This is a genomic window from Paraperlucidibaca baekdonensis, from assembly GCF_003387535.1.
GTDB classification, from domain to species: Bacteria; Pseudomonadota; Gammaproteobacteria; order Pseudomonadales; family Moraxellaceae; genus Perlucidibaca; species Perlucidibaca baekdonensis.
The window spans coordinates 266,175-285,647 of the sequence record NZ_QUNR01000002.1 but is presented as its reverse complement, the minus strand read 5'-3'; the positions used below and the strand labels follow the sequence as shown (position 1 = coordinate 285,647).

Annotated in this window: 19 protein-coding genes; 3 read left to right on the top strand and 16 right to left on the bottom strand. The window is 58.5% G+C overall.

What is annotated here, in order from left to right; all coding sequences use genetic code 11:
• Window positions 1–15: 15 nt before the first annotated feature.
• From rpmF to DFR26_RS05335, 5 genes are all read right to left on the bottom strand, one after another.
• Window positions 16–198: a 50S ribosomal protein L32 gene (rpmF, locus tag DFR26_RS05355; RefSeq protein ID WP_116207935.1), complete on the bottom strand. Its 183-nt coding sequence runs from the start codon at window positions 196–198 to the stop codon at window positions 16–18.
• A gap of 70 nt (window positions 199–268) precedes the next feature.
• Complete coding sequence (locus tag DFR26_RS05350) at window positions 269–781, bottom strand: YceD family protein (protein WP_116207934.1); 513 nt, start codon at window positions 779–781, stop codon at window positions 269–271.
• A gap of 61 nt (window positions 782–842) precedes the next feature.
• Window positions 843–1,811, bottom strand: coding sequence for a signal peptide peptidase SppA (sppA, locus tag DFR26_RS05345; RefSeq protein ID WP_116207933.1), 969 nt, complete (start codon window positions 1,809–1,811; stop codon window positions 843–845).
• A gap of 10 nt (window positions 1,812–1,821) precedes the next feature.
• Window positions 1,822–2,484 carry an HAD family hydrolase gene (locus DFR26_RS05340; RefSeq protein WP_425453353.1) on the bottom strand — a complete coding sequence of 221 codons (663 nt, stop codon included), beginning with the start codon at window positions 2,482–2,484 and terminating at the stop codon, window positions 1,822–1,824.
• A complete protein-coding gene (locus tag DFR26_RS05335; RefSeq protein WP_116207931.1) occupies window positions 2,477–3,436 on the bottom strand; it encodes an RluA family pseudouridine synthase in 960 nt (319 codons plus the stop codon). The genes DFR26_RS05340 and DFR26_RS05335 overlap by 8 nt, the downstream gene beginning before the upstream one ends.
• A gap of 578 nt (window positions 3,437–4,014) precedes the next feature.
• Between DFR26_RS05335 and DFR26_RS05330 the strand changes: the two genes are divergently transcribed.
• Window positions 4,015–6,786 carry an Rne/Rng family ribonuclease gene (locus tag DFR26_RS05330; RefSeq protein ID WP_220375707.1) on the top strand — a complete coding sequence of 924 codons (2,772 nt, stop codon included), beginning with the start codon at window positions 4,015–4,017 and terminating at the stop codon, window positions 6,784–6,786.
• Window positions 6,787–6,836: 50 nt separating this feature from the next.
• Here the strand turns inward: DFR26_RS05330 and murB are convergent, their stop codons facing one another.
• From murB to DFR26_RS05290, 8 genes are all read right to left on the bottom strand, one after another.
• Entirely contained in the window at window positions 6,837–7,886 is a 1,050-nt protein-coding gene (gene murB / locus DFR26_RS05325) for a UDP-N-acetylmuramate dehydrogenase (RefSeq protein ID WP_116207930.1), read from the bottom strand.
• Window positions 7,883–8,671: a 3-deoxy-manno-octulosonate cytidylyltransferase gene (gene kdsB / locus DFR26_RS05320; RefSeq protein WP_116207929.1), complete on the bottom strand. Its 789-nt coding sequence runs from the start codon at window positions 8,669–8,671 to the stop codon at window positions 7,883–7,885. The genes murB and kdsB overlap by 4 nt, the downstream gene beginning before the upstream one ends.
• Window positions 8,668–8,862, bottom strand: a complete 195-nt coding sequence (locus DFR26_RS05315) for a Trm112 family protein (protein WP_116208158.1) — start codon at window positions 8,860–8,862, stop codon at window positions 8,668–8,670. Before DFR26_RS05315 ends, kdsB begins: the two co-directional genes overlap by 4 nt.
• 61 nt (window positions 8,863–8,923) lie before the next feature.
• Entirely contained in the window at window positions 8,924–9,934 is a 1,011-nt protein-coding gene (lpxK, locus tag DFR26_RS05310; RefSeq protein WP_116208157.1) for a tetraacyldisaccharide 4'-kinase, read from the bottom strand.
• A complete protein-coding gene (gene msbA / locus DFR26_RS05305; protein ID WP_116207928.1) occupies window positions 9,918–11,684 on the bottom strand; it encodes a lipid A export permease/ATP-binding protein MsbA in 1,767 nt (588 codons plus the stop codon). Before msbA ends, lpxK begins: the two co-directional genes overlap by 17 nt.
• A gap of 16 nt (window positions 11,685–11,700) precedes the next feature.
• Window positions 11,701–12,120, bottom strand: coding sequence for an ExbD/TolR family protein (locus DFR26_RS05300; protein ID WP_116207927.1), 420 nt, complete (start codon window positions 12,118–12,120; stop codon window positions 11,701–11,703).
• Window positions 12,117–12,755, bottom strand: a complete 639-nt coding sequence (locus DFR26_RS05295; protein WP_245953032.1) for a MotA/TolQ/ExbB proton channel family protein — start codon at window positions 12,753–12,755, stop codon at window positions 12,117–12,119. The genes DFR26_RS05300 and DFR26_RS05295 overlap by 4 nt, the downstream gene beginning before the upstream one ends.
• A 125-nt stretch (window positions 12,756–12,880) precedes the next feature.
• Window positions 12,881–15,205 carry a DNA internalization-related competence protein ComEC/Rec2 gene (locus tag DFR26_RS05290; protein ID WP_116207925.1) on the bottom strand — a complete coding sequence of 775 codons (2,325 nt, stop codon included), beginning with the start codon at window positions 15,203–15,205 and terminating at the stop codon, window positions 12,881–12,883.
• 91 nt (window positions 15,206–15,296) lie between these two features.
• Between DFR26_RS05290 and DFR26_RS05285 the strand changes: the two genes are divergently transcribed.
• Complete coding sequence (locus DFR26_RS05285; RefSeq protein ID WP_116207924.1) at window positions 15,297–15,890, top strand: DUF2062 domain-containing protein; 594 nt, start codon at window positions 15,297–15,299, stop codon at window positions 15,888–15,890.
• Window positions 15,891–15,897: 7 nt separating this feature from the next.
• Here DFR26_RS05285 and DFR26_RS05280 read toward each other — a convergent pair whose 3' ends face one another.
• Together DFR26_RS05280 and DFR26_RS05275 are read right to left on the bottom strand one after the other, a co-directional pair.
• Window positions 15,898–16,581, bottom strand: a complete 684-nt coding sequence (locus DFR26_RS05280) for an ABC transporter ATP-binding protein (RefSeq protein ID WP_116207923.1) — start codon at window positions 16,579–16,581, stop codon at window positions 15,898–15,900.
• Entirely contained in the window at window positions 16,574–17,809 is a 1,236-nt protein-coding gene (locus DFR26_RS05275) for a lipoprotein-releasing ABC transporter permease subunit (RefSeq protein WP_116207922.1), read from the bottom strand. The genes DFR26_RS05280 and DFR26_RS05275 overlap by 8 nt, the downstream gene beginning before the upstream one ends.
• Before the next feature lie 61 nt (window positions 17,810–17,870).
• Here DFR26_RS05275 and DFR26_RS05270 point away from each other — a divergent pair, with 61 nt between their 5' ends.
• Window positions 17,871–18,611: a glycerophosphodiester phosphodiesterase gene (locus DFR26_RS05270; RefSeq protein WP_181898992.1), complete on the top strand. Its 741-nt coding sequence runs from the start codon at window positions 17,871–17,873 to the stop codon at window positions 18,609–18,611.
• Window position 18,612: 1 nt separating this feature from the next.
• Here DFR26_RS05270 and DFR26_RS05265 read toward each other — a convergent pair whose 3' ends face one another.
• Window positions 18,613–19,464, bottom strand: coding sequence for a M48 family metallopeptidase (locus DFR26_RS05265; RefSeq protein ID WP_116207920.1), 852 nt, complete (start codon window positions 19,462–19,464; stop codon window positions 18,613–18,615).
• Between the last annotated feature and the right edge of the window lie 9 nt (window positions 19,465–19,473).

Here is a 19,473-nt window from a genome sequence, read left to right as displayed (position 1 = left end):
CAGAGCGTCTTGAGTTTAGGCTTCGTCTTTGACGCCAAAGAGTTGGTGGCCACGATAGAAGCCATCTTTGGTGACGTGATGACGACGGTGCAGTTCGCCCGTGGTTTGATCGACGCTCAGGGTTGGGCCACTGATGGCATCATGCGAACGACGCATGTCACGACGCGAGCGGCTTTTACGGTTCTGTTGAACGGCCATGGTTTACTCCGGCACTTTACTCACGACTGTTGCACAAAGCAGCAGTCTCACTGTGGTGTCATTTCGCGTCTCAGTGCTTTTTCAAGCTCGCTAAGACATGAAATGGGTTCTCTTTCACTACCTCGGGCTCAGCTACCACGTCATCGTGCAATGGCACGGCTGGCTCACATTCGTCATGGCATGCCACCAAGGGCAGCGCCAAAATCAACTCATCTTCTAGCAATGCCGGGAAATCTAATTCTCCGTCATCGGCTAGTACAAAATCTTCGGCTTCCGACAAGCGCTCAACATCGGCGTCATCATGCAGCATAAACACATTGATCTGTGCCGACAGCGGCACGGCCACGGCTTGCAAACAACGCTGGCACTCAAGCGACACGGTGGTCTCTAAGCGCCCCGCCAACACCGGCAGATGCCGTGCGTCGCGCGCGAAAGCAACATGCACACTAACCTCACCCTCGGTACTCAAGGCGCCATCAAGCAGGCGCGAAAAACGCGCTAATGGCACGGCGACATCGAGCACTGCTGCGCGATCGGCCCATTTGCCAGGTTCGATGAGGTGTGGAAGTGTGCCGTCTGACATAGGGGCGGGATAATACGGACTCACCCCGCCCCTGTCAAAGAACTATTGCGGCATTTATGGCTTATTTTAAGCGCCCGCCAGCGAGCTCCATGCCCAGTGTTTGGCGCACGCTCGCGGCAAACTCGTGACCAGCCAGCGCACCCAATCGACGCAGCACGGAATCCACTGGATTGGGCACCAAGGTGTAGTCGACCATGGTCTCGGCTTTCACCACATCGCGCGCCACGCTGTGCAGCGAGCCGAGGTCATCGGCAAGACCAAGCGCAATGGCCTGATCACCACTCCAGAAATACCCAGAGAAAGTCTCATCATTGACGCTCAGGCGCTCACCACGCCCAGCTTTCACGGCCTCAATAAAGTGCCGGTGCACCGCATCGAGCACGCCTTGTACATGGGCGCGCTCCTCAACATTCACCGGCTGACTGGGGCTGAGCAGGTTTTTGTGACGCCCCGCAGTGAGCGTTCGATCCTCCACGCCGAGCTTCTCTAGCAGCTCAGGCACACCAAAGCCGGGCATGATGACGCCAATCGAACCCACCAAGCTCGACGGATTCACGAAGATTTTATCGGCGGCCACCGCCATATAATACGCACCTGAGGTGCCCATATCATCGATCACCGCATACACCGGCGTGTCTGGATGCGCGGCGCGTTGGCGACGAATCTCGCGATACACCAGATCCGACTGCACGGGGCTGCCGCCGGGGCTATTGATGCGCAACACCACAGCCTTCGCCTCGCTGGCATTAAAGGCACTATCGAGCGCCTCAATGAGGCTGTCGGCATTGGCCAAGGCATCGGCAGCAATCACACCATCCACCGTGATGACTGCGGTGTGCGCACCAAAGCTCTCGGTGCTAACCGAGCCCGATAGCGCGCGATAGGCCAGCAACGCCACCAACACAATAAATGCCGCACGACGAATCCACATCCAACGCTTAGCGCGCTGACGGTCTTTCAAATCTTCTAATAAAAAACGCTCAACCAATGCCCAGTCGCGCGGACCGCGACCATTGCCCCATTCCGCCATGACTTAATCCTCACTGATAAATAGTGTGCTGCAAAAATTTCGCCAAGGCCGGCACGCTGTCGCAGAGCGTCAATGGCTGATGCTTGAGCAAGCGCTCGGCGCTGTGCACGCCATAGGTCACGCCCACAGACGCCATGCCCAGCGCTTCGGCCATGCCAAGATCATAGGTGGTATCGCCAACCATGAGCGCGCGCTGCACCGGCACATTGAGCTCGCTTAATAGCTCCTTGAGCATGCGCGGATCGGGCTTAGAGCGTGTCTCATCGGCACAACGGGTAGCGGCAAAATAATGCCGCCAACCGGTATCAGCGAGCACGCGATCTAGGCCTTTACGGCTTTTGCCAGTGGCCACCGCCAACTGCACAGCACCCGCCTTGAGCTGCTCAAGCATGGCTTCGGCACCAGCAAACGGCGTGGTTTGTCCCTGGCTATGTGACACAAAGTGATTAGCATAGTGTTGTCGCAAGGCCTCGCGCGCGGCCTCAGTGACGCTCGGAAATAGCACGCGCATGGCCTCGGGCAAGCCCAGGCCAATAATATCTTTAGCGGCCTCATCGCTCGGCGCATCAACACCTAAAACGCCAGCGGCGGCCTGAATGCTGCGCACAATCTGCGCCACCGAGTCCATCAGCGTGCCATCCCAGTCGAAAATCACCAGGTCAAATTTAGCCACGACGCAGCACCGCCAGACCTTTTTCGAAGTCGTCATCGGGCTCGGCCGACAAGCTCAAGCGCTTGCCCGAGGGCAAGGTCAGCTTCAAATCGCGCGCATGCAAAAACAGTCGCGACAGGCCTTTGGCTTTAAAGCGCTCATTAACCGCATCGCTGCCGTACTTGCTGTCGCCCACCAGCGGATGGCCTAAATGCTGCGCATGCACACGAATCTGATGAGTGCGACCGGTGAGCAAATGCGCCTCTACCAGCGTGGCATCTTTATAGCGCTCCAATACCGTAAACACCGTGATTGCAGCCTTGCCCTCGCGCGAGACTCGCACCATGGCTTCACCGCCGGGGCGCTCAACCTTTAGAAGCGGCGCTTCAACGCGGTGGCTGGTGCCTTGCAAGCGACCACTCAAAAGCGCCACATAGCGTTTGTCCATCTGGCCATCACGCAGCTGACCGTGCAGCGCACGCAGCAAGGGTCGATGCCCCGTGACCATGATCAGCCCTGATGTATCGCGATCTAGGCGATGCACGAGCTCAAGGCTACCGGCCTGCTCGGGGCGCATGCTGCGTAGCGCCTCAATCAAGCCCACCGAGATGCCACTGCCACCATGCACGGCCAAACCGGCAGGCTTATTGATCACCATCAAATGATCTTCATCAAACACCAGGCGTTGCGCCAAAAGCTTTTGCAAGCCGCTCGATGGCCGGTGCGCGGGCGCTTCTTCGCTGACACGAATTGGCGGCACGCGAATCACATCGCCGGCCTCCACACGGTAATCCGGCTTAATGCGGCCTTTATTCACGCGCACCTCGCCTTTGCGCACAATGCGATAAATCAGCGTGCGTGGCGTGCCTTTCAACGCCGTCATCAGGAAGTTGTCGAGGCGCTGGCCGGCGTAAGCGGCATCCACGGTGATGTAGCTAACGGCGGGGGTATCTGAACTATCGGGTGCGTGCATGAACAAGCCTGTGGATAAATCGGTGCGCTTAATCTAGCGGCACACGGGGATGACTGCTATATTAGCGAGTCGCTATGCAATTGAAGACTAACGACTTGCTCATTAATGCCCAAGGGCACGCCCAAACACATCGGGCTCAAGCAAGTCGCTGGCGGAAGTATAAAGCATAAGCGACGCCGCCCGGCGGGAATCGCACACGAGCTTGGTCAGCTGAGAGGATAATCCCCAGTCTTGACCACCGACCCATGCACCTCCCCTGGCTGGCCGTAACACCCAAGTACCGGTAAGCGTTGACGCTACGCGCTCACCAAACAACACAGCCTGGGGCCGTCTTCGGATCTCGCTCAGGCAGGAATAGTTTTCGGCCCATGCCCATTCGGCGTGGAACCGCGTTGGTTAGCTCCGCACAGACACCCTGTGCCCGACCTGGCCAACCAACAACAGAATCAATGACTTAATCTGGCCCGATCGGTCGATGATAGTCAGCTTACACAGACCTCATGCCACGCGTGTGGTCGCTCTGTTGCCGTACACCTGCCTGAGTGCGCTCAGACGGTTCCTCTTTTGAGTAACCGCACATGAAACGCATGTTAATTAACGCCACGCACGACGAAGAAATTCGCGTCGCCATGGTCGATGGCCAACGCCTCTATGATTTCGATCTGGAGCACCGTGGCCGAGTTCAGAAAAAAGCCAGCATTTATAAAGGCCGCGTCACCCGCGTTGAGCCCAGCCTTGAAGCCGCCTTTGTTGACTTCGGCGGCGACCGTCACGGCTTCTTGCCATTAAAAGAAGTCGCGCGCGAATATTTCAACAAATCCCCGAAAGAAGCCGGCGGCCGCATCACGATTAAAGATGCGCTGCAAGAAGGCCAAGAAGTCATCGTTCAGGTCGAAAAAGAAGAACGCGGCAATAAAGGCGCGGCGCTATCGACATTTATCTCGCTGGCCGGTCGCTATTTGGTGGTCATGCCCAACAACCCGCGCGCGGGTGGCATCTCGCGCCGTATTGAAGGTGAAGAGCGCCAAGAGCTGAAAGATGCGCTGAACTCCATCACCATCCCCAATGATATGGGCGTCATTGTGCGCACCGCGGGTCTCGGTCGTAGCGCCGAAGAGCTGCAATGGGACTTGGATTATCTGCTGACCTTATGGACGGCGATCAACCAAGCCGGCACCGAAAAGTCCGCGCCCTTCCTGATTTACCAAGAATCCAACGTCATTATTCGTGCCGTGCGTGATTATTTGCGCCAAGACATCAATGACGTGCTGATCGACAGCGAAGCCGCCTACAACGAAGCCATGAGCTTTGTGCAACAGGTCATGCCGCACTATCAGAACAAAATTAAGCTCTACAAAGACTCGGTGCCGCTGTTTAACCGCTATCAAATCGAGAGCCAAATTGAGACCGCCTTCCAGCGCGAAGTGAAACTGCCATCGGGCGGTTCTATTGTTATCGATCCGACTGAGGCGCTGGTGTCTATCGACATCAACTCGGCGCGCGCCACCAAAGGCAGCGATATTGAAGAGACCGCGCTCAACACCAACTTAGAAGCGGCCGATGAAATAGCCCGTCAGCTGCGCCTACGCGACAGCGGCGGCTTGGTGGTCATCGACTTTATCGACATGACCCCGCCAAAACATCAGCGCATGGTCGAAGAGCGTCTGCGTGAAGCGCTGACCATGGACCGCGCACGTATCCAAATGGGTCGCATCTCCAAGTTCGGCCTGCTCGAACTCTCGCGCCAACGCCTGCGGCCATCGCTCGAAGAAGCCACTGGCTTGGTCTGCCCACGCTGTAATGGCACGGGCGTGATCCGCGATGTGCGCTCACTGGCGCTGTCGATCATGCGTCTCATTGAAGAAGAAGTATTGAAAGAGCGCACCGCGCAAATCAACGCCTCAGTGCCGGTCTCGGTCGCCACGTTCTTGCTCAATGAAAAGCGCCAGACCTTGGCTGAGCTCGAGCTGCGCAGCAAAGTACGTATTTTGATTTTGCCCAACCCGCACTTAGAAACGCCACACTACGAAGTCACGCGTCTGCGCGATGACCAAGTCGAAGAAAACGATGACGACGGCCCAAGCTTCAAGCTCGTTGAGCGTATCGAAGCACCGGCGCTCGAAGTCGTGCTCGATGCAGTCGATGGCGAGTCGCCAAAACGCCAAGTCGCGGCCGTGCGCAATGTTGCCCACAACACCCAAGCGCCAGCGCCAAAAGCCGCTGAGCCGCGCGAACAGGCCACCACGCCCTCGCCGGCTGCTAAAGTTGAGCAAGCCACCGGCTTGTTACTGTGGCTGAAAACATGGCTTAGCGCCCTGTTTGGCATCAAGCCTGAGCCGGAGCCCGTGGTACCTGAGCGCAAACCGACGCAAGCACGCGGCAACTCAAACCAACGCGGTGGTCGCGGCCAAGGCGGTCGTAATCGCCAGCCAGAGCGTCGTCAAAATAACGAACTGCAAGCCGCCGGTGGTCGTGGTCAAAGCGACACAGCAAATGACAATCGCCCCCCACGTGGTGAGCGTCGCGATGCCGGTGATGGCACAGAGCAGGCATCGCGTGCGCCGCGCCCACCGCGGGCTCCGCGTCCGCCACGCGATAAAAATCGTGAAGCCAATGCAGAGAGCAAAGCAAAAGCTGAAGCCGATAACGTCGACAATACCGCTGCTACAACCACTACCCCGCCGGCCGCCGCAGCAACTGAGGGCGGCGGTGGCGAACGTCGTCGTCGCAACCGTCACCCTTCACGACGCCAACGTGGACCGCGCGAGCGCGACCCACAGGTACTTATGGATGCCGGCTTGCCCGTTCCAGACGAAATGGCGGCAAAAACTGACGCTACGCCAGACGCCAGTGCCGCACCTAAAGCAGCGCCTGCTGTTGCCGCATCAGCTGCCGAGGTCGTGGCTGTAGAAAAGACAGAAGCCATTGCCGTTGTCGAAGCCAAGCCAGAAACTGCTGAGGCTGCTCCTGCACAAGCAAAGACTGAAGCTACTGAGGCTGCTGCAAGTGTCGAGGCGACTGAGGCGGCTCCTGTTGCAGAGCCAGAGACTGCTCAAGTAACCGCTGCCGTTGAAGCAACCACAGAAGCCACACCCGCTGCAGAGACTGTTGAAGCACCTGCTGCTGAACTCGCGCCAACCGCAGAGGCCAAGCCAGCTGCCGAGAAAGCTGCTGAGCCGAAAGCCGAGACCGAGCCAAAAGCTGAAGCCAAAGCAGAGGCCGAGAGCAAAGGCGATAAAGCCAAGCGCCGCGCCAGCAATGACCCACGTGTGCGTCGTCGCTTACAGCGTGAGCAAGAGGCCCGCCTGAAAGCTGAGGCTAAAGCCGCGGAAACGCCAAGCGAAGGCTAATCAAGCGTCAAAAAAATGCCCCGTTCAGCGGGGCATTTTTTTATCTGACATTACGCCTGACCCATGAGCACCGGCTCTTGTTCGAGTTGCACGCCATAACGTGCTTTCACACTCGCCACAATGTCATCAGCAAGAGCCAACAGCTCAGCGCCATGGCCACCACCGTGGTGCACCAGCACTAATGCTTGGCGCTCATGCACGGCAACGGCGCCACGGCGATAGCCCTTCCAGCCAGCCTGCTCAATAAGCCATCCGGCCGCCACCTTTTGCAAGCCTGGCGCTTGCGGCTGAGCGGCATATGCCACCAAGCCGGGAAAGTCAGACTGCAGCGCTGCCACTTGCGCGGCCGGCAGCAGCGGATTTTTAAAAAAGCTGCCAGCATTACCTAGCAGCGCGGGATCGGGCAGCTTTGATTGACGAATCGCGATGACGGCACGCGCCACGTCGTGCGCCGTGGGTGAGCTCACGCCGGCAGCTGACAAGGCGCTGGCAATATCGCCATAGCCCAGCACCAACGGTCGTGTTGCCGACAGGGCAAAGCGCACAGCCACAATGACATAGCGTCCTGGCTGCGCCGATTTGAATAGGCTATCTCGATAAGCAAAGCCGCAATCGCTCGCCGCCAACTCAACAAAGACACCCTGCTCGCGATCATAGGCTCGCAAAGAATGCATCACATCGGCAATTTCAACGCCGTAAGCGCCAATATTTTGCACCGGCGCGGCCCCCACCGAGCCGGGAATCAGCGAGAGATTCTCCAGGCCACACCAGCCATTGGCCAGTGCGGTTTGCGTGAAGGCATGCCACGGCTCACCGGCGGCCGCTTCTATGATGACGGTATCGCCGGCATAGTCGGCGCTGCACTCACGAATACCGCGCAGGTTCATCTGAATCGTTAAGCCCGGCACGTCGCCAGCAAAGACAATATTGCTACCGCCGCCAAGCAACTGCACTGGCCAGCCTTGGGTTTTAGCCATAGCCAAGAGACCCGGTAAATCATCGGCATTGGTCAAGGCATAAAAATACTCGGCGACGGCCATCAGGCCCAAGGTGTTGTATGGCTGAAGCTGCACATGCTGACGCAGGTGTTGTGGGTTCAAGCCACCACTCCGCGGTTAGATGGGTTCGCCAAAATAGCCCGTACACGATCGAGATCGGCCTGCGTGTCGACACCGGGTGGCAAGGCCTCGTGGGCAACATCCACATGAATACGCACGCCTTGATACAAGGCGCGCAGCTGCTCCAACGACTCCAGCTGCTCAATAGCCGCTGGCGGCCAAGACACGTAGTCATGCAAAAAGCCGACGCGATAAGCGTAAATGCCCAGATGCCGCAAATACAGCGCCAGCGCTTCCGGCGGCAGTTGGCTACGATCATCGGCAAAGCTATCGCGCGCCCACGGCATGGGCGCACGACTGAAATACAGCGCGAAGTCATTTACGTCGCGCACGAGCTTGACGATATTGGGGTTAAACAACTGCTCGGCCTCTTGCAACGGTTCGGCCAACGTGGCCATGCCCGCCAATGGCGCGCTCGCTAGGTTTGCCGCGACTTGATTGATGACGCGGGGCGGAATCAGCGGCTCATCGCCTTGCACATTGACGACGATGTCATCGGCCTGCCAACCGCGTAGCGTAGCGACTTCCTGCAAACGATCGGTGCCGGAAGGGTGATCGGCGCGGGTCATCACCACGGGGGCGTTGTAATCGCGCAACGCCTCGGCAATGCGCACGTCATCGGTGGCGACAACCACCTCACTGGCAGCACTCAACAAGGCGCGCTCATAAACATGCACCACCATGGGCTTGCCGGCTATATCGAGCAACGGCTTACCGGGCAGGCGGCTGGAGCCAAAGCGTGCGGGAATGACGACGCGAAAGCTCATTTCGCGTTGTGCTCGGGTAATGACTCATCGAGGCTAAGGGCACGCGCCTCGCCTTCGAGCATGACCGGCATGCCATCGCGCACGGGAAATGCCAAGGCATCGGCACGGCAAATGAGCTCATCATGACGGAGCAACAATGGACCTTTACACAATGGGCACGCCAATAACGCTAAGAGTTTTTTATCAAGCATGAGCAGCATTCCTAAACTGAAAATCTAAAAACCATAGTAGCGCACAGCCATAGCGGGCCGCCTAGTTGAGCGTTTTGTTGGCCGCTGCCCACGCCGTTAAGCGCTTAGCTAATGCCTGCCAAAACGCCTCGGGCAATGCCGCTTGCACGGGCACATACCAGCTATTTGGCGGGGCAATCTGCGCGCATTTGACTGCATCTTTTTCGGTCATCACCACAGGCCACGCTGGCTGAAATTGTAAGTCCTGTGCGCGGTAGGCGTAATGATCCGGAAACGCATGCGGCTCTGGGCCATAGCCAAGACTGGCCAGTAGCTCAAAAAATCGTGGCGGATGGCCAATGCCCGCCACCGCATGCACGGGGCCCTGCGCCGGTGGCGTGCCTTGCGGCTCGTCGCGATTGACCGGACGCCAAGGCTGCGGCTCTAGCACCATAATATGTGCCTGCGGGGGCTTGGCCGACGGCAAATGCCATGAGCCATTAAGGACAATCAGGTCGACCTCGCGCAAACGCGCCGGCGGTTCACGCAATGGCCCGGCGGGTAATAACCAGCCCGAACCCAGGCCGCGCTTGCCATCAATCACGACAATCTCGATATCACGCGCGAGCGCATAATGCTGCAGGCCATCGTCGGAAATCAGCACGCTACATTCGGGATGCCGCGCGAGCAAATGTGCCGCGCCACGACTGCGATTGGGGTCGACCACCACCGGCACACCACAGGCGCGCGCCAGCAACAACGGCTCATCGCCAACCTCAGCAGGCGTGGCGTAATCGCTGACTTCGCAGGGATAGGTGGTGCGGCCGCCATAGCCGCGGCTGATGATGCCCGGCTGCCAGCCAGCCGCCTGCAAATGCGCTACCAATGCTTGCGTCAGCGGTGTTTTGCCGGTGCCACCAACGCTAATATTGCCGACCACAATGACCGGCACCGGCGAGCGCCAGACGGACTTTTTACCCGTGGCATAGGCGCGTCGACGGCGTGCCACCAGCCAAGCAAACAGCCACGACAGCGGCAGCAAGAGTCGCAGTATGGGATGCCCCTGATGCCAACGCTCAGGCCATGAGGCCATCATCTTCCTCACTAAATCGTCGGCTATGCAGCTGCGCATAAACACCGGCTTTGGCGAGCAGCTCGGCATGCGAGCCTTGCTCAATAATACGGCCCTGATCCATCACCACGATGACATCGGCGTTTTCAATCGTCGATAAGCGGTGGGCAATCACCAAAGTGGTGCGGCCTTCCATCACGCGCTCAAGCGCGGCCTGAATGTAAAACTCTGACTCGTTGTCGAGGGCGCTAGTAGCCTCATCTAAAATTAAAATAGGCGCGTCTTTTATGAGCGCGCGGGCAATAGCAATGCGCTGGCGCTGGCCACCAGATAGCTGCATGCCATCTTGACCCACACGGGTGTCGTAGCCCTGCGGTAAGTCACGAATAAACTCGTCGGCGAAGGCTGTTTTAGCCGCCGCAATAATGGTCTCGCGCGGCAAATGTCGATACGCACCATAGGCGATGTTATTGGCCACGGTGTCATCAAACAAAATGACTTTCTGGCTCACCGTGGCAATTTGCTTACGCAACTCGCCCACCGGGTAATCATCGATCGGAAAGCCGTCGATCAGTAGTTCACCAGACTGCGCGTCGTGAAAGCGCGGCAACAAGTTCACCAAGGTGGATTTGCCCGAACCCGAACGCCCAACAATCGCCACCGTCTGCCCCGGTGATACCCGCAAACTAAAGTCTTTCAGCACGGGCAGGCCAGACTCATAGGCAAACTGCACCTGACGAAACTCCACGTCGCCCTGCAATCGCGTAATGGCGCGCGTACCGCCTGTGGGCTCTGGCGTCTCATCAATGACATCGAAAATTGACTGGGCCGCGGAGATGCCGCGCTGCAATTTTTCATTGACTTCGGTCAGCGCTTTAATGGGCTTGGCCATCAGACCGGCGGCCGTGATGTAGGCAACAAACTCACCCGGCGAGGTTTGCCCAGTAATGCCCGGCTGCAGCGCCACCCAAATCACCCCGGCCAATGCCACCGCCATCAGCAGCTGCACCAACGGCGTATTGATGGCGCTGGTGACGACAATTTTCATGCCTTGCTTGAGGTTTTCGCGCGAGGCTTTATCGAAACGCTTGCGCTCGTAATCCTCACCGCCATAAGTCTTTACCACCAAGAAACCGTTGATGGCCTCTTGGGCAATATGGTTGAGGTTGCCCATGGCATTTTGCATTCGCACCGCGAGCTTGCGAAAACGCTTGCTTGCCACACGCACCAGCAGCGCCGCGAACGGCCCAACGAGCAGCAGTGACAACGACAGCTTCCAGTTGGTGTAGAACAAATAGCTGATCAAACCAATGACCACCGCACCTTCACGAACAATGGTTTTCAGCGCGTCGGTGGCGGCCGCCGTGACCTGCTCAACGTTGTACATGAGCTTGGCAGAAATATGCCCGGCCGAATTATCTTGATAAAAACGTGCTGGCAATGTCATGAGGCGGTCAAACAACTCAATCCGCAATGCATAGACAATATTTCGTGAAATCAATGACATGTAATACGTGCCAATGAATGTGCCAACACCCCGCACAATAAAAAGCGTGATGATCAACACCGGAAAGAGGTTTTTCGACTCTTGGTCTTGGTCTTGAATGGCGGTGATGATGTATTTCAGCAGCTGCGCGGCGGCCCACTCGGTTTGCGCATTGAGCACAAAGCCAAAAATCGCCAACAGAAAGATCTTCCAATGCTTGCGCGTGTAACCCAAAAGCCGTTTATACGACTCCCAGCTCGTGGTCGGAATAGGCGCTGTATTCATTCAGTTGCTTCCAAGATCATGGCGTTGCAGCCTTTTGTGTGCCAATGCCAATTTGGCGAAAGCCGAGCTGACCGGCAATGTCCATGATGCTAACAACCGACTGATGCGGCGCCTGACCATCGGCAGAAATGATCAATGGCTGCTCACGCGACTCGCCAGCTTTCGCGACTATAGCCGCGCGCAGCGCCTCGGGGCTGTTGTCGGCTAAAATATCGCCATTCACCGCATAACTCCCGCGGCCATCGACCGATACTTCCAGCGGCTTTTTCTTGGCGGCCGGCACGGTGGCATCGGCCTGTGGCAAGGTAATTTGCAACTTGCCGGTTTTCGCAAAAGTCGTCGACAACAGAAAAAAGATAATTAAAAACAGCAGACAATCGATCAATGGCGTGAGGTTGAGCTCAAGCTCATCATTCATGGGGCGCTTAAGCTTCACGCGCCAGCTCCGCGGCGCTGGCTATCGGCGACATCGACTTCACGATCGCCGTGCAGCATATCAACGAGTTTCACGGCTTGCTGCTCCATGCTCACCATCAAGCTTTGAATATGGCGCAAATAGTAGCGGTGCATGATCATTGCTGGGATCGCCACAAAAATACCGCCGGCGGTGGTAACCAGCGCCTTCGAAATGCCGCCGGCCAGCGCCGTGGGGTCACTAATGCCGCCAGCGGTGACCACCAAAAATGCGTCAATAATGCCGATCACCGTGCCCAATAAACCCAGCAGCGGCGAGATCATCGCCAAGGTGCCGAGTAGCGTTAAATAACGCTCCATTTCATGCACAACCGGTGTCGCGGCGTCTTCAATGCTTTCTTTGGTGAGCTCGCGGCCATGGCGCGCATTAATCAAACCCGCTGCCAGCAAGCTGCCCAAGGGCGAACCCGCCTGCAATAAACGCAACTGATCGGCATTCATGTCGCCGGCTTGCAGCTGCTTCCATACCTGACTGAGCAATTGCGGCGGAGACACACGGCGCCGGCGTAAGGTCCACGCACGCTCTAGGATGATTGCCAAGGCCAATACCGATGCGACTAACAGCGGCAGCATCAAATATCCGCCAGATTTCATCATCTCAAACACAGGTGCATCTCCTCATCACGAATGCTCGCTACTCTAAGGGATGGCGGCCAGTGCGCCAAGCATTAAGGCTGCATTTCAGCTGGCGATGACGGCACGCCCGCCGCGTTGCGCGGGCCTTAATCACGGCGCGGTCGCCAATAATGTGCATCGTGCTGGCGCCATTGCTGCACCGTCGGCCATTGCCCCGGATGCAGAAACTCATAGCGCAACATACCGCTGCTATCGCTACGCCATAACGTCTGGCCAGCAGCCAACACGCGCTGCTGCACGCTCGGGTGCGGATGGCGAAAGCGGTTGCGATAGCCCACAGTGGCAATGACTTCGCGCGGTGCCACAGCCGCCAGCCAACTGGCCGTCGTCGACGTTTTGCTGCCATGATGACCTAGTAATAATAAATCAGCGCGCACATCGGCCGCCGGCAGCAACGACAACAGCGTTAACTCCCCTTGCGCTTCTAAATCCGCCGGAATAAGCACACTAAAGCCCTGCGCGCGAATACGTAGCACGCACGAGCGCTCGTTATCACGAGATAACAAAAACGCCGGCGCGGGCCACAGAAATTCAAACGTCACGCCATCCCATTGCCAGCGCTGACCTTGGCGACAGGCCTGCACCGGCGGGCGCTCCGCCAGTGGCCAATGCTCAAGCGGCGATGGCCAATCGCCCCACACCTGCGCCACCGGCAGCGCGCGCATAATCGCTGCACCGCCGCCGGTATGGTCGTTGTCATCGTGGCTAAACACCAAGGCATCGAGCGCGCGCACCTGTGCCCATCGCATATAGGGCAAGATGATGCGCTGCCCCGCACCACCGGTTTCCTGCCACGCCGCGCCGGTGTCGAAAAGCAGCTCATGCTCTGCGGTTTGCGCATGCACCGCCAAGCCTTGACCGACATCGAGAATGCTCAGACGCAACTGGCCCGGCTGTAATAGTGGCTGCGGCCAGAGCAAGGCCAGCAGTGGCAGCCACGCCAACGAGCGCCCCGGCAAGGCGCGTGGCATCAGCAGTAAGGCAATGCTCAATACCAAGGCCCACAGGCTTAGCCCCGGCACATGCCAATCGAGCGCCGCTGCTGGCAAGGCGGCGAACCATTTCAGCAGCGCATCGAGCGTTGCCATGCTGGCAATAGCGGCAGTCCATAACGCATGGCCTAGCGTTTCAGACACGGTGTGGGCGAGGAGCCCGGCCATCGCCACCGGCACCACACTAAATGTCACCCACGGAATGGCGATGATATTGACCAGCAAGCTCAGCCACGCAAGCCGCGAAAACAGCGCCAACGACAGCGGCAACAATCCCCAAGTCGCCAGCCATTGCGCGCGTAAACCGGCGCGCCAACTGACCTCCTCGCCGGGCGCCATGCCACCGGCCATCAGCAAAGCCACGGCGGCAAACGACAACCACAAGCCCGCCGAATGAATCGCTAAGGGATCGATCAGCAACACCGCTGCCAGCGCCCACACGAGGCTTTGCGCAGCGCGCATTTCGCCCGGCAAGTAGCGCAGCCAGACCACCATACCAAGCATCAATAAGGTGCGCTGCGTGGGCACTTCCATGCCCGCCAACACGCCGTAGCCACAGGCTGCAAGCCAGCCCATAACGCCTGACACGCGCGCCGCCGGCAGCCACAGCGCCAAGCGTGGCGAGCGTAACCAAAGCCAACGCAGGCACCAGGCCACCAACCACGCGACCATGGTGATGTGTACGCCTGAGATCGCCACCAAATGCGTGATGCCGGTGCGTGCGTAGCGATCCCATGCCTCAGCCGACATGCCGGCGCGATCGCCGGTGAGCAGCGCCAGCACCGTACCGGCTGCATCGGGCTGCTCAGGAAATGCCGCCAATAGATGCTGACGAATGCGCCAGCGCAGGCCATCGAGCGTGATGCCAGCAGGGGCTATCAGCTCGCCGTGGCTAGCCCAGCCAGTGGCACTGATGCCACTCTGGTGCCACCACAATTCGCCATCGAAGCCACCGGGATTGACCACGCCATTAGGGCGTTTTAATCGCACGTGAAACTGCCAGTGCTGATCGGGGCGCAATACCGTCTCGCCTCGCCAGCTGAGCTGCCAATGCACACCCGGCTGCCAGCAACTCGGCGCACCCGACTGCGGCGCAAAGACAAACCGCTCGCCCACCGGCTCCGCTGGGCGCGGCAGGCCAATAATGCGCCCGCTCACGGTGATGCGCTGACCTTCGCAGGCCGCCGGCAATTGCGCCTGCATGGCCGTACTGGCCGCCAGCACCGACCAATACAGGCCAGCGCTCAAGCCAGTGACCATCAACACTGCACGCGGCAACGGCAGCCGCCGCAGGCCATAGCACAAACACACACTGAGCATGAGCGCGAAAAAGCCTAGGCAATAGACCACATCGGGCAGCTGCACCCACCAGCGCAACAAAAATACGCCAAAAATAGAACTCAATAGCAGCGCAGACACGCGATTGCTCCCCTGGCATCCATTCCAGTTGAATCAAATCTCAGTGTAGACTACGGCCTGCCCCATTTCTGGGCGGAACACGGATTACCCCATGGCCAAGGCTTTTATTCGTCGCTACCTACCGTCTCCGGAGCAAATCCGCGAGATGAAGGGCCTCGGTTTTTTGCGTAATCGCCTCAGCGACCCGAGCTTGTGGCATCTCAATCGACGCTCAGCCTCGTGGGCGATGTTTTGGGGTCTGTTTTGCGCATTTTTACCGATACCCTTTCAGATGGTTCCGGCCACCGCCATCGCGATTTTATTTCGCATCAATTTGCCGCTGATTATTCTGCTGGTATGGCTCACCAACCCACTCACACTGCTACCGTTTATGTACAGCGGCTATTGGTTTGGTAGCTATATTTTAGATGTGCCCATGCTCAGCTGGCATCAATTGGAGCATTTGGCCACGCGCGCCATGCACATGTCCGACGCTCCCGTTGATGCTTTCGAGCCGGGCCTGCTACAGCAGCTCAAACCATTCTTTCTCGGCTCGCTGTTGCTGGGGCTGATTTTGGGCACGATTGGTTATATCGGCATGCGCTATTTCTGGCGATGGCATGTGATACGCGCCTGGCATAAGCGCCTGGCCGAGCGCCTCGCGCGCAAGCAGCCCAATGCATCATCGAGCGACCCCAAAGACTAAGCAGCGGCTAGTCAACCTCGACCAACGCGCCACTCGTCATGCTCAAGCGCCGATGCGCCAGCGCCGCTAAGCGCTCTTCGTGCGTGACAATAATAAAGCTCGTGCCCAGCGACTCATTGAGTTCCACAATGAGCTGATGAATGGCCTCTGCCGTATCCCGATCTAAGTTCCCCGTGGGCTCATCAGCTAGCACAATGGCCGGCTCGTTGACCAAAGCCCGCGCCAACGCCACACGCTGACGCTCACCGCCGGAAAGCTCCGATGGCTTATGCTCGACGCGCTCAGACAGCCCCACTCGCGCCAATAAATCTCGCGCTTTAGCAAACGCCAGCGCCGGTTTCAAGCCGCCAATGACGGCTGGCAAGGCGACATTTTCCAGCGCCGTAAACTCAGGCAACAGATGATGGAGCTGATAGACAAAGCCGATGTGCTGATTGCGCAACTGGCTGCGCTGCGCTTCGCTGAGGCTGGCCAAATCGCGGCCCATCAACTCAACACGCCCGCTACTGGGCAGCTCCAAACCGCCGAGCAAATGCAGCAAGGTGGTTTTGCCCGAGCCCGAGCGCCCAACAATCGCCACACGCTCACCGCGCGCGACCTGAAAGCTCACCTCGGTGAGCACGGTGATGGCTTGCGGGCCCTCGCTAAATTGCTGGCCGAGCGCCTGAGCGCTTAAGACGATCTCACTCATAGCGCAGTGCCTCAGCCGGTTGAATGCGCCCAGCTTGACGCGCCGGATAAATCGTGGCCAAAAAGCTCAGAATAAACGCCGTCAGACCCACCCACGTGACATCGAACCAATCGAGTTGCGTGGGCAGATAATTGACAAAATAGGCATCAAATAGGCGCACATGCATGAGGCGCTCATAGGCGGCTGCAAGGTCACTGACCGTGAGCGATAACAGCACGCCCAAGCCCACACCGGCAATCGTACCGCCCAAGCCCACGGCGGTGCCTTGCACCAAGAAGATGCGCTGAATCATGCCCGGCGTGGCGCCGAGCGTGCGCAAAATGGCGATGTCGGACTTTTTGTCATTAACCACCATGACCAAGCTGGAGACGATGTTGAATGCCGCCACGGCAACAATCAGCAGCAGCAGCAATGACATCATGGCCTTTTCCATCTTGATGGCGTTAAACAGGCTGCCCTGCGTTTGCGTCCAATCGCTGGCGTAAAAATACGGCGGCAAACTGGCCAGCAAACGCTCATTGGTGGCGCGCACGGCAAACAGGTCATCGACTTTTAAGCGCACACCCTGCACGCGGTCGCCAATGCGTAGTAAGCGCCCGGCATCGGCGTAATGCACATAGGCCAAGAGGCCATCGACCTCGGCACCCACTTTAAAGACGCCGACCACGGTAAAGCGTTTAAAGCGTGGAATCACGCCGGCGGCACTCAGCGTGGCCTCGGGCATCACCAAGGTGACCGAATCGCCTTGGCGCACACCGAGTACATCGGCCAATTGCTGACCGAGCACAATGCCATAGCCGCCATCACTTAAATCGCTCAAGGCCCCTTGCTTCATAAACGCCGGCAAAATCGAGACATTTTTCTCAAACTCAGGCGCAATGCCGGTGATCACCGCGCCATTGACTTGGCCATTAGCGGTGAGCATGCCCTGCACCTGCGACATCGGCGCGGCGGAGGTCACTCCGGGGCTAGCCTCGGCGAGCTCAACGAGTTTGCGCCAATTCTGCACCGGCTCAGTGGCGTGGATGGTCGATTGCGAGACCATGCCCAAGATGCGCTGCTTGAGTTCGCGGTCGAAACCGTTCATCACCGAGAGCACGGTAATCAGCACCGCCACGCCGAGCATCAGCCCGATCATCGAGCTCAAGGACATGAAAGAGATAAATTGGTCGCGGCGGCGCGCACGCGTGTAGCGCAGCCCGATAAACATAGAGAGTGGTGTATACATGGGGCGCGATTACACCATAGCCACAGTAGTTTGGCGAGATAGCATCATTGAGGAGAATGGCATGCGATTAATTGGCCATCGCGGCGCACGCGCTGAGGCGCCGGAAAATACGCTAGCCGGGTTCCGGCATTTGCGCGCGCTCGGCGTGCGTGCGGTGGAGCTCGATATTCACCTAAGTGCCGACGGCGAGCTCGTGGTCATCCACGATGCCGAGCTATCGCGCACCACCTCCGGTCACGGCTTAGTGCGCGCGCATACGGCGGCGGCTTTGGCAACGCTTGATGCCTGCCATCAGCCCACCCACGCGCGCTATGATTTTGCGCCGTGGCCGCTGCATGAAGGTGTGCCAACACTGGCGCAGGTGCTCATGGAGCTCACCGACTTTGCCCACATTGAGCTTGAGTTAAAGGTCCAAGACGAGGCCGACGAACGCGCTGTGGTGGCAGCGCTGCCGGCATATTGGCAGCAGTTCGCGCTCGCGGGCCGTGCCCGCTGTACCTCGTTTAATCCGCGCTTATTGTACCAATTACAACAGCATGCGCCGAGTTTGCCGCGCGGCTTTTTAGCCGAAGAGGATTTTGCTGGCGACATCGTGCAGGTGGCGCTAGCGCTCGGCTGCAATGCCATTGGCCCACAGGCCAAATTGCTCACAGCTGAGTTAGTCGCTCAGGCGCATGCCGCCGATTTGTGGGTCTCAACGTGGACCGTTAACGACGCCGCGCAAGCGCAAGCCTTGGCGGCGATGGGCGTGGATGGTCTGATTACCGATGTGCCCAGCGCGGCAAGAAACTGGCTGGCGTGACCTAGCTACGCGGCACAATGGCGCGACTCGGTGCCGGATTGCGCTTAGCTTGCTGATACAGCGCCATGACCTTCGGCATCGCGGCTTGCAAGTCTTTAATGCGCTGGGCATTGCCCGGGTGCGTGCTTAAAAATGAGCCGCTGCTGTTGCCCGTGGCAGCCGCCATTTTTTGCCACAGCGTGACCGCCGCTTGCGGGTTATAGCCAGCGCGCGCCAGCAACTCCAAGCCCATGATATCGGCCTCGGATTCTTGGCCACGACCATTCGGCAAAGTCAGGCCAATCTGTGCGGCCTGCTGCAACAAGGCACTGGTGCCCTGCGACATGCCCGTGATAGCACCGACAATGCCGAGGCCGGCATTTTGCGCATAGGCCTGCGACACGCGCTCGCGGCCATGCTCACGCAAGGCATGGGCAATTTCGTGGCCCATGATGGCGGCGATTTCATCATCGGTGAGTTTTAACTTGGTGATGATGCCGGTGAAAAACATGATTTTGCCGCCCGGCGCGCAATAGGCATTGAGCTCATCACGGGTTTCTAAATTGACCTCCCAGCGCCACGCCAGCGCATCGCTGCGAAACGCGGACACCTGCGGAATCAGTCGGTCGGCAATGCGGCGAATACGCTCTAAATTGGCTTTGTCGGTGTTTAGCGCGCGCTTATTGGCCGCGCTTTGCAGCTCTTTTTCATAGCTCTGCGCCGCCATCGTTTCTACTTCCGCCGACGACACCAACAACAGCTGCGAGCGCGTGATGCCCGTGGCACCTTGCTGCGTGGTGGTGGTGCAGGCGCTCAGGCTGAGCGCAACTAAAGCGGCGGTGCTGAACGCGCGAGAAATCGATGAAAGCGTCATTGGCGGGGC

Excerpts from the sequence above, each read along its gene's own strand:
- DFR26_RS05270 (WP_181898992.1), top strand. The coding sequence starts at position 17,871 with ATGCGATTAATTGGCCATCGCGGCGCACGCGCTGAGGCGCCGGAAAAT.
- DFR26_RS05265 (WP_116207920.1), bottom strand. The coding sequence starts at position 19,464 with ATGACGCTTTCATCGATTTCTCGCGCGTTCAGCACCGCCGCTTTAGTT.
- DFR26_RS05350 (WP_116207934.1), bottom strand. The coding sequence starts at position 781 with ATGTCAGACGGCACACTTCCACACCTCATCGAACCTGGCAAATGGGCC.
- sppA (WP_116207933.1), bottom strand. The coding sequence starts at position 1,811 with ATGGCGGAATGGGGCAATGGTCGCGGTCCGCGCGACTGGGCATTGGTT.
- DFR26_RS05285 (WP_116207924.1), top strand. The coding sequence starts at position 15,297 with ATGGCCAAGGCTTTTATTCGTCGCTACCTACCGTCTCCGGAGCAAATC.
- DFR26_RS05280 (WP_116207923.1), bottom strand. The coding sequence starts at position 16,581 with ATGAGTGAGATCGTCTTAAGCGCTCAGGCGCTCGGCCAGCAATTTAGC.
- rpmF (WP_116207935.1), bottom strand. The coding sequence starts at position 198 with ATGGCCGTTCAACAGAACCGTAAAAGCCGCTCGCGTCGTGACATGCGT.
- DFR26_RS05335 (WP_116207931.1), bottom strand. The coding sequence starts at position 3,436 with ATGCACGCACCCGATAGTTCAGATACCCCCGCCGTTAGCTACATCACC.
- DFR26_RS05315 (WP_116208158.1), bottom strand. The coding sequence starts at position 8,862 with ATGCTTGATAAAAAACTCTTAGCGTTATTGGCGTGCCCATTGTGTAAA.
- lpxK (WP_116208157.1), bottom strand. The coding sequence starts at position 9,934 with ATGGCCTCATGGCCTGAGCGTTGGCATCAGGGGCATCCCATACTGCGA.
- msbA (WP_116207928.1), bottom strand. The coding sequence starts at position 11,684 with ATGAATACAGCGCCTATTCCGACCACGAGCTGGGAGTCGTATAAACGG.
- DFR26_RS05275 (WP_116207922.1), bottom strand. The coding sequence starts at position 17,809 with ATGTATACACCACTCTCTATGTTTATCGGGCTGCGCTACACGCGTGCG.
- DFR26_RS05295 (WP_245953032.1), bottom strand. The coding sequence starts at position 12,755 with ATGATGAAATCTGGCGGATATTTGATGCTGCCGCTGTTAGTCGCATCG.
- DFR26_RS05330 (WP_220375707.1), top strand. The coding sequence starts at position 4,015 with ATGAAACGCATGTTAATTAACGCCACGCACGACGAAGAAATTCGCGTC.
- kdsB (WP_116207929.1), bottom strand. The coding sequence starts at position 8,671 with ATGAGCTTTCGCGTCGTCATTCCCGCACGCTTTGGCTCCAGCCGCCTG.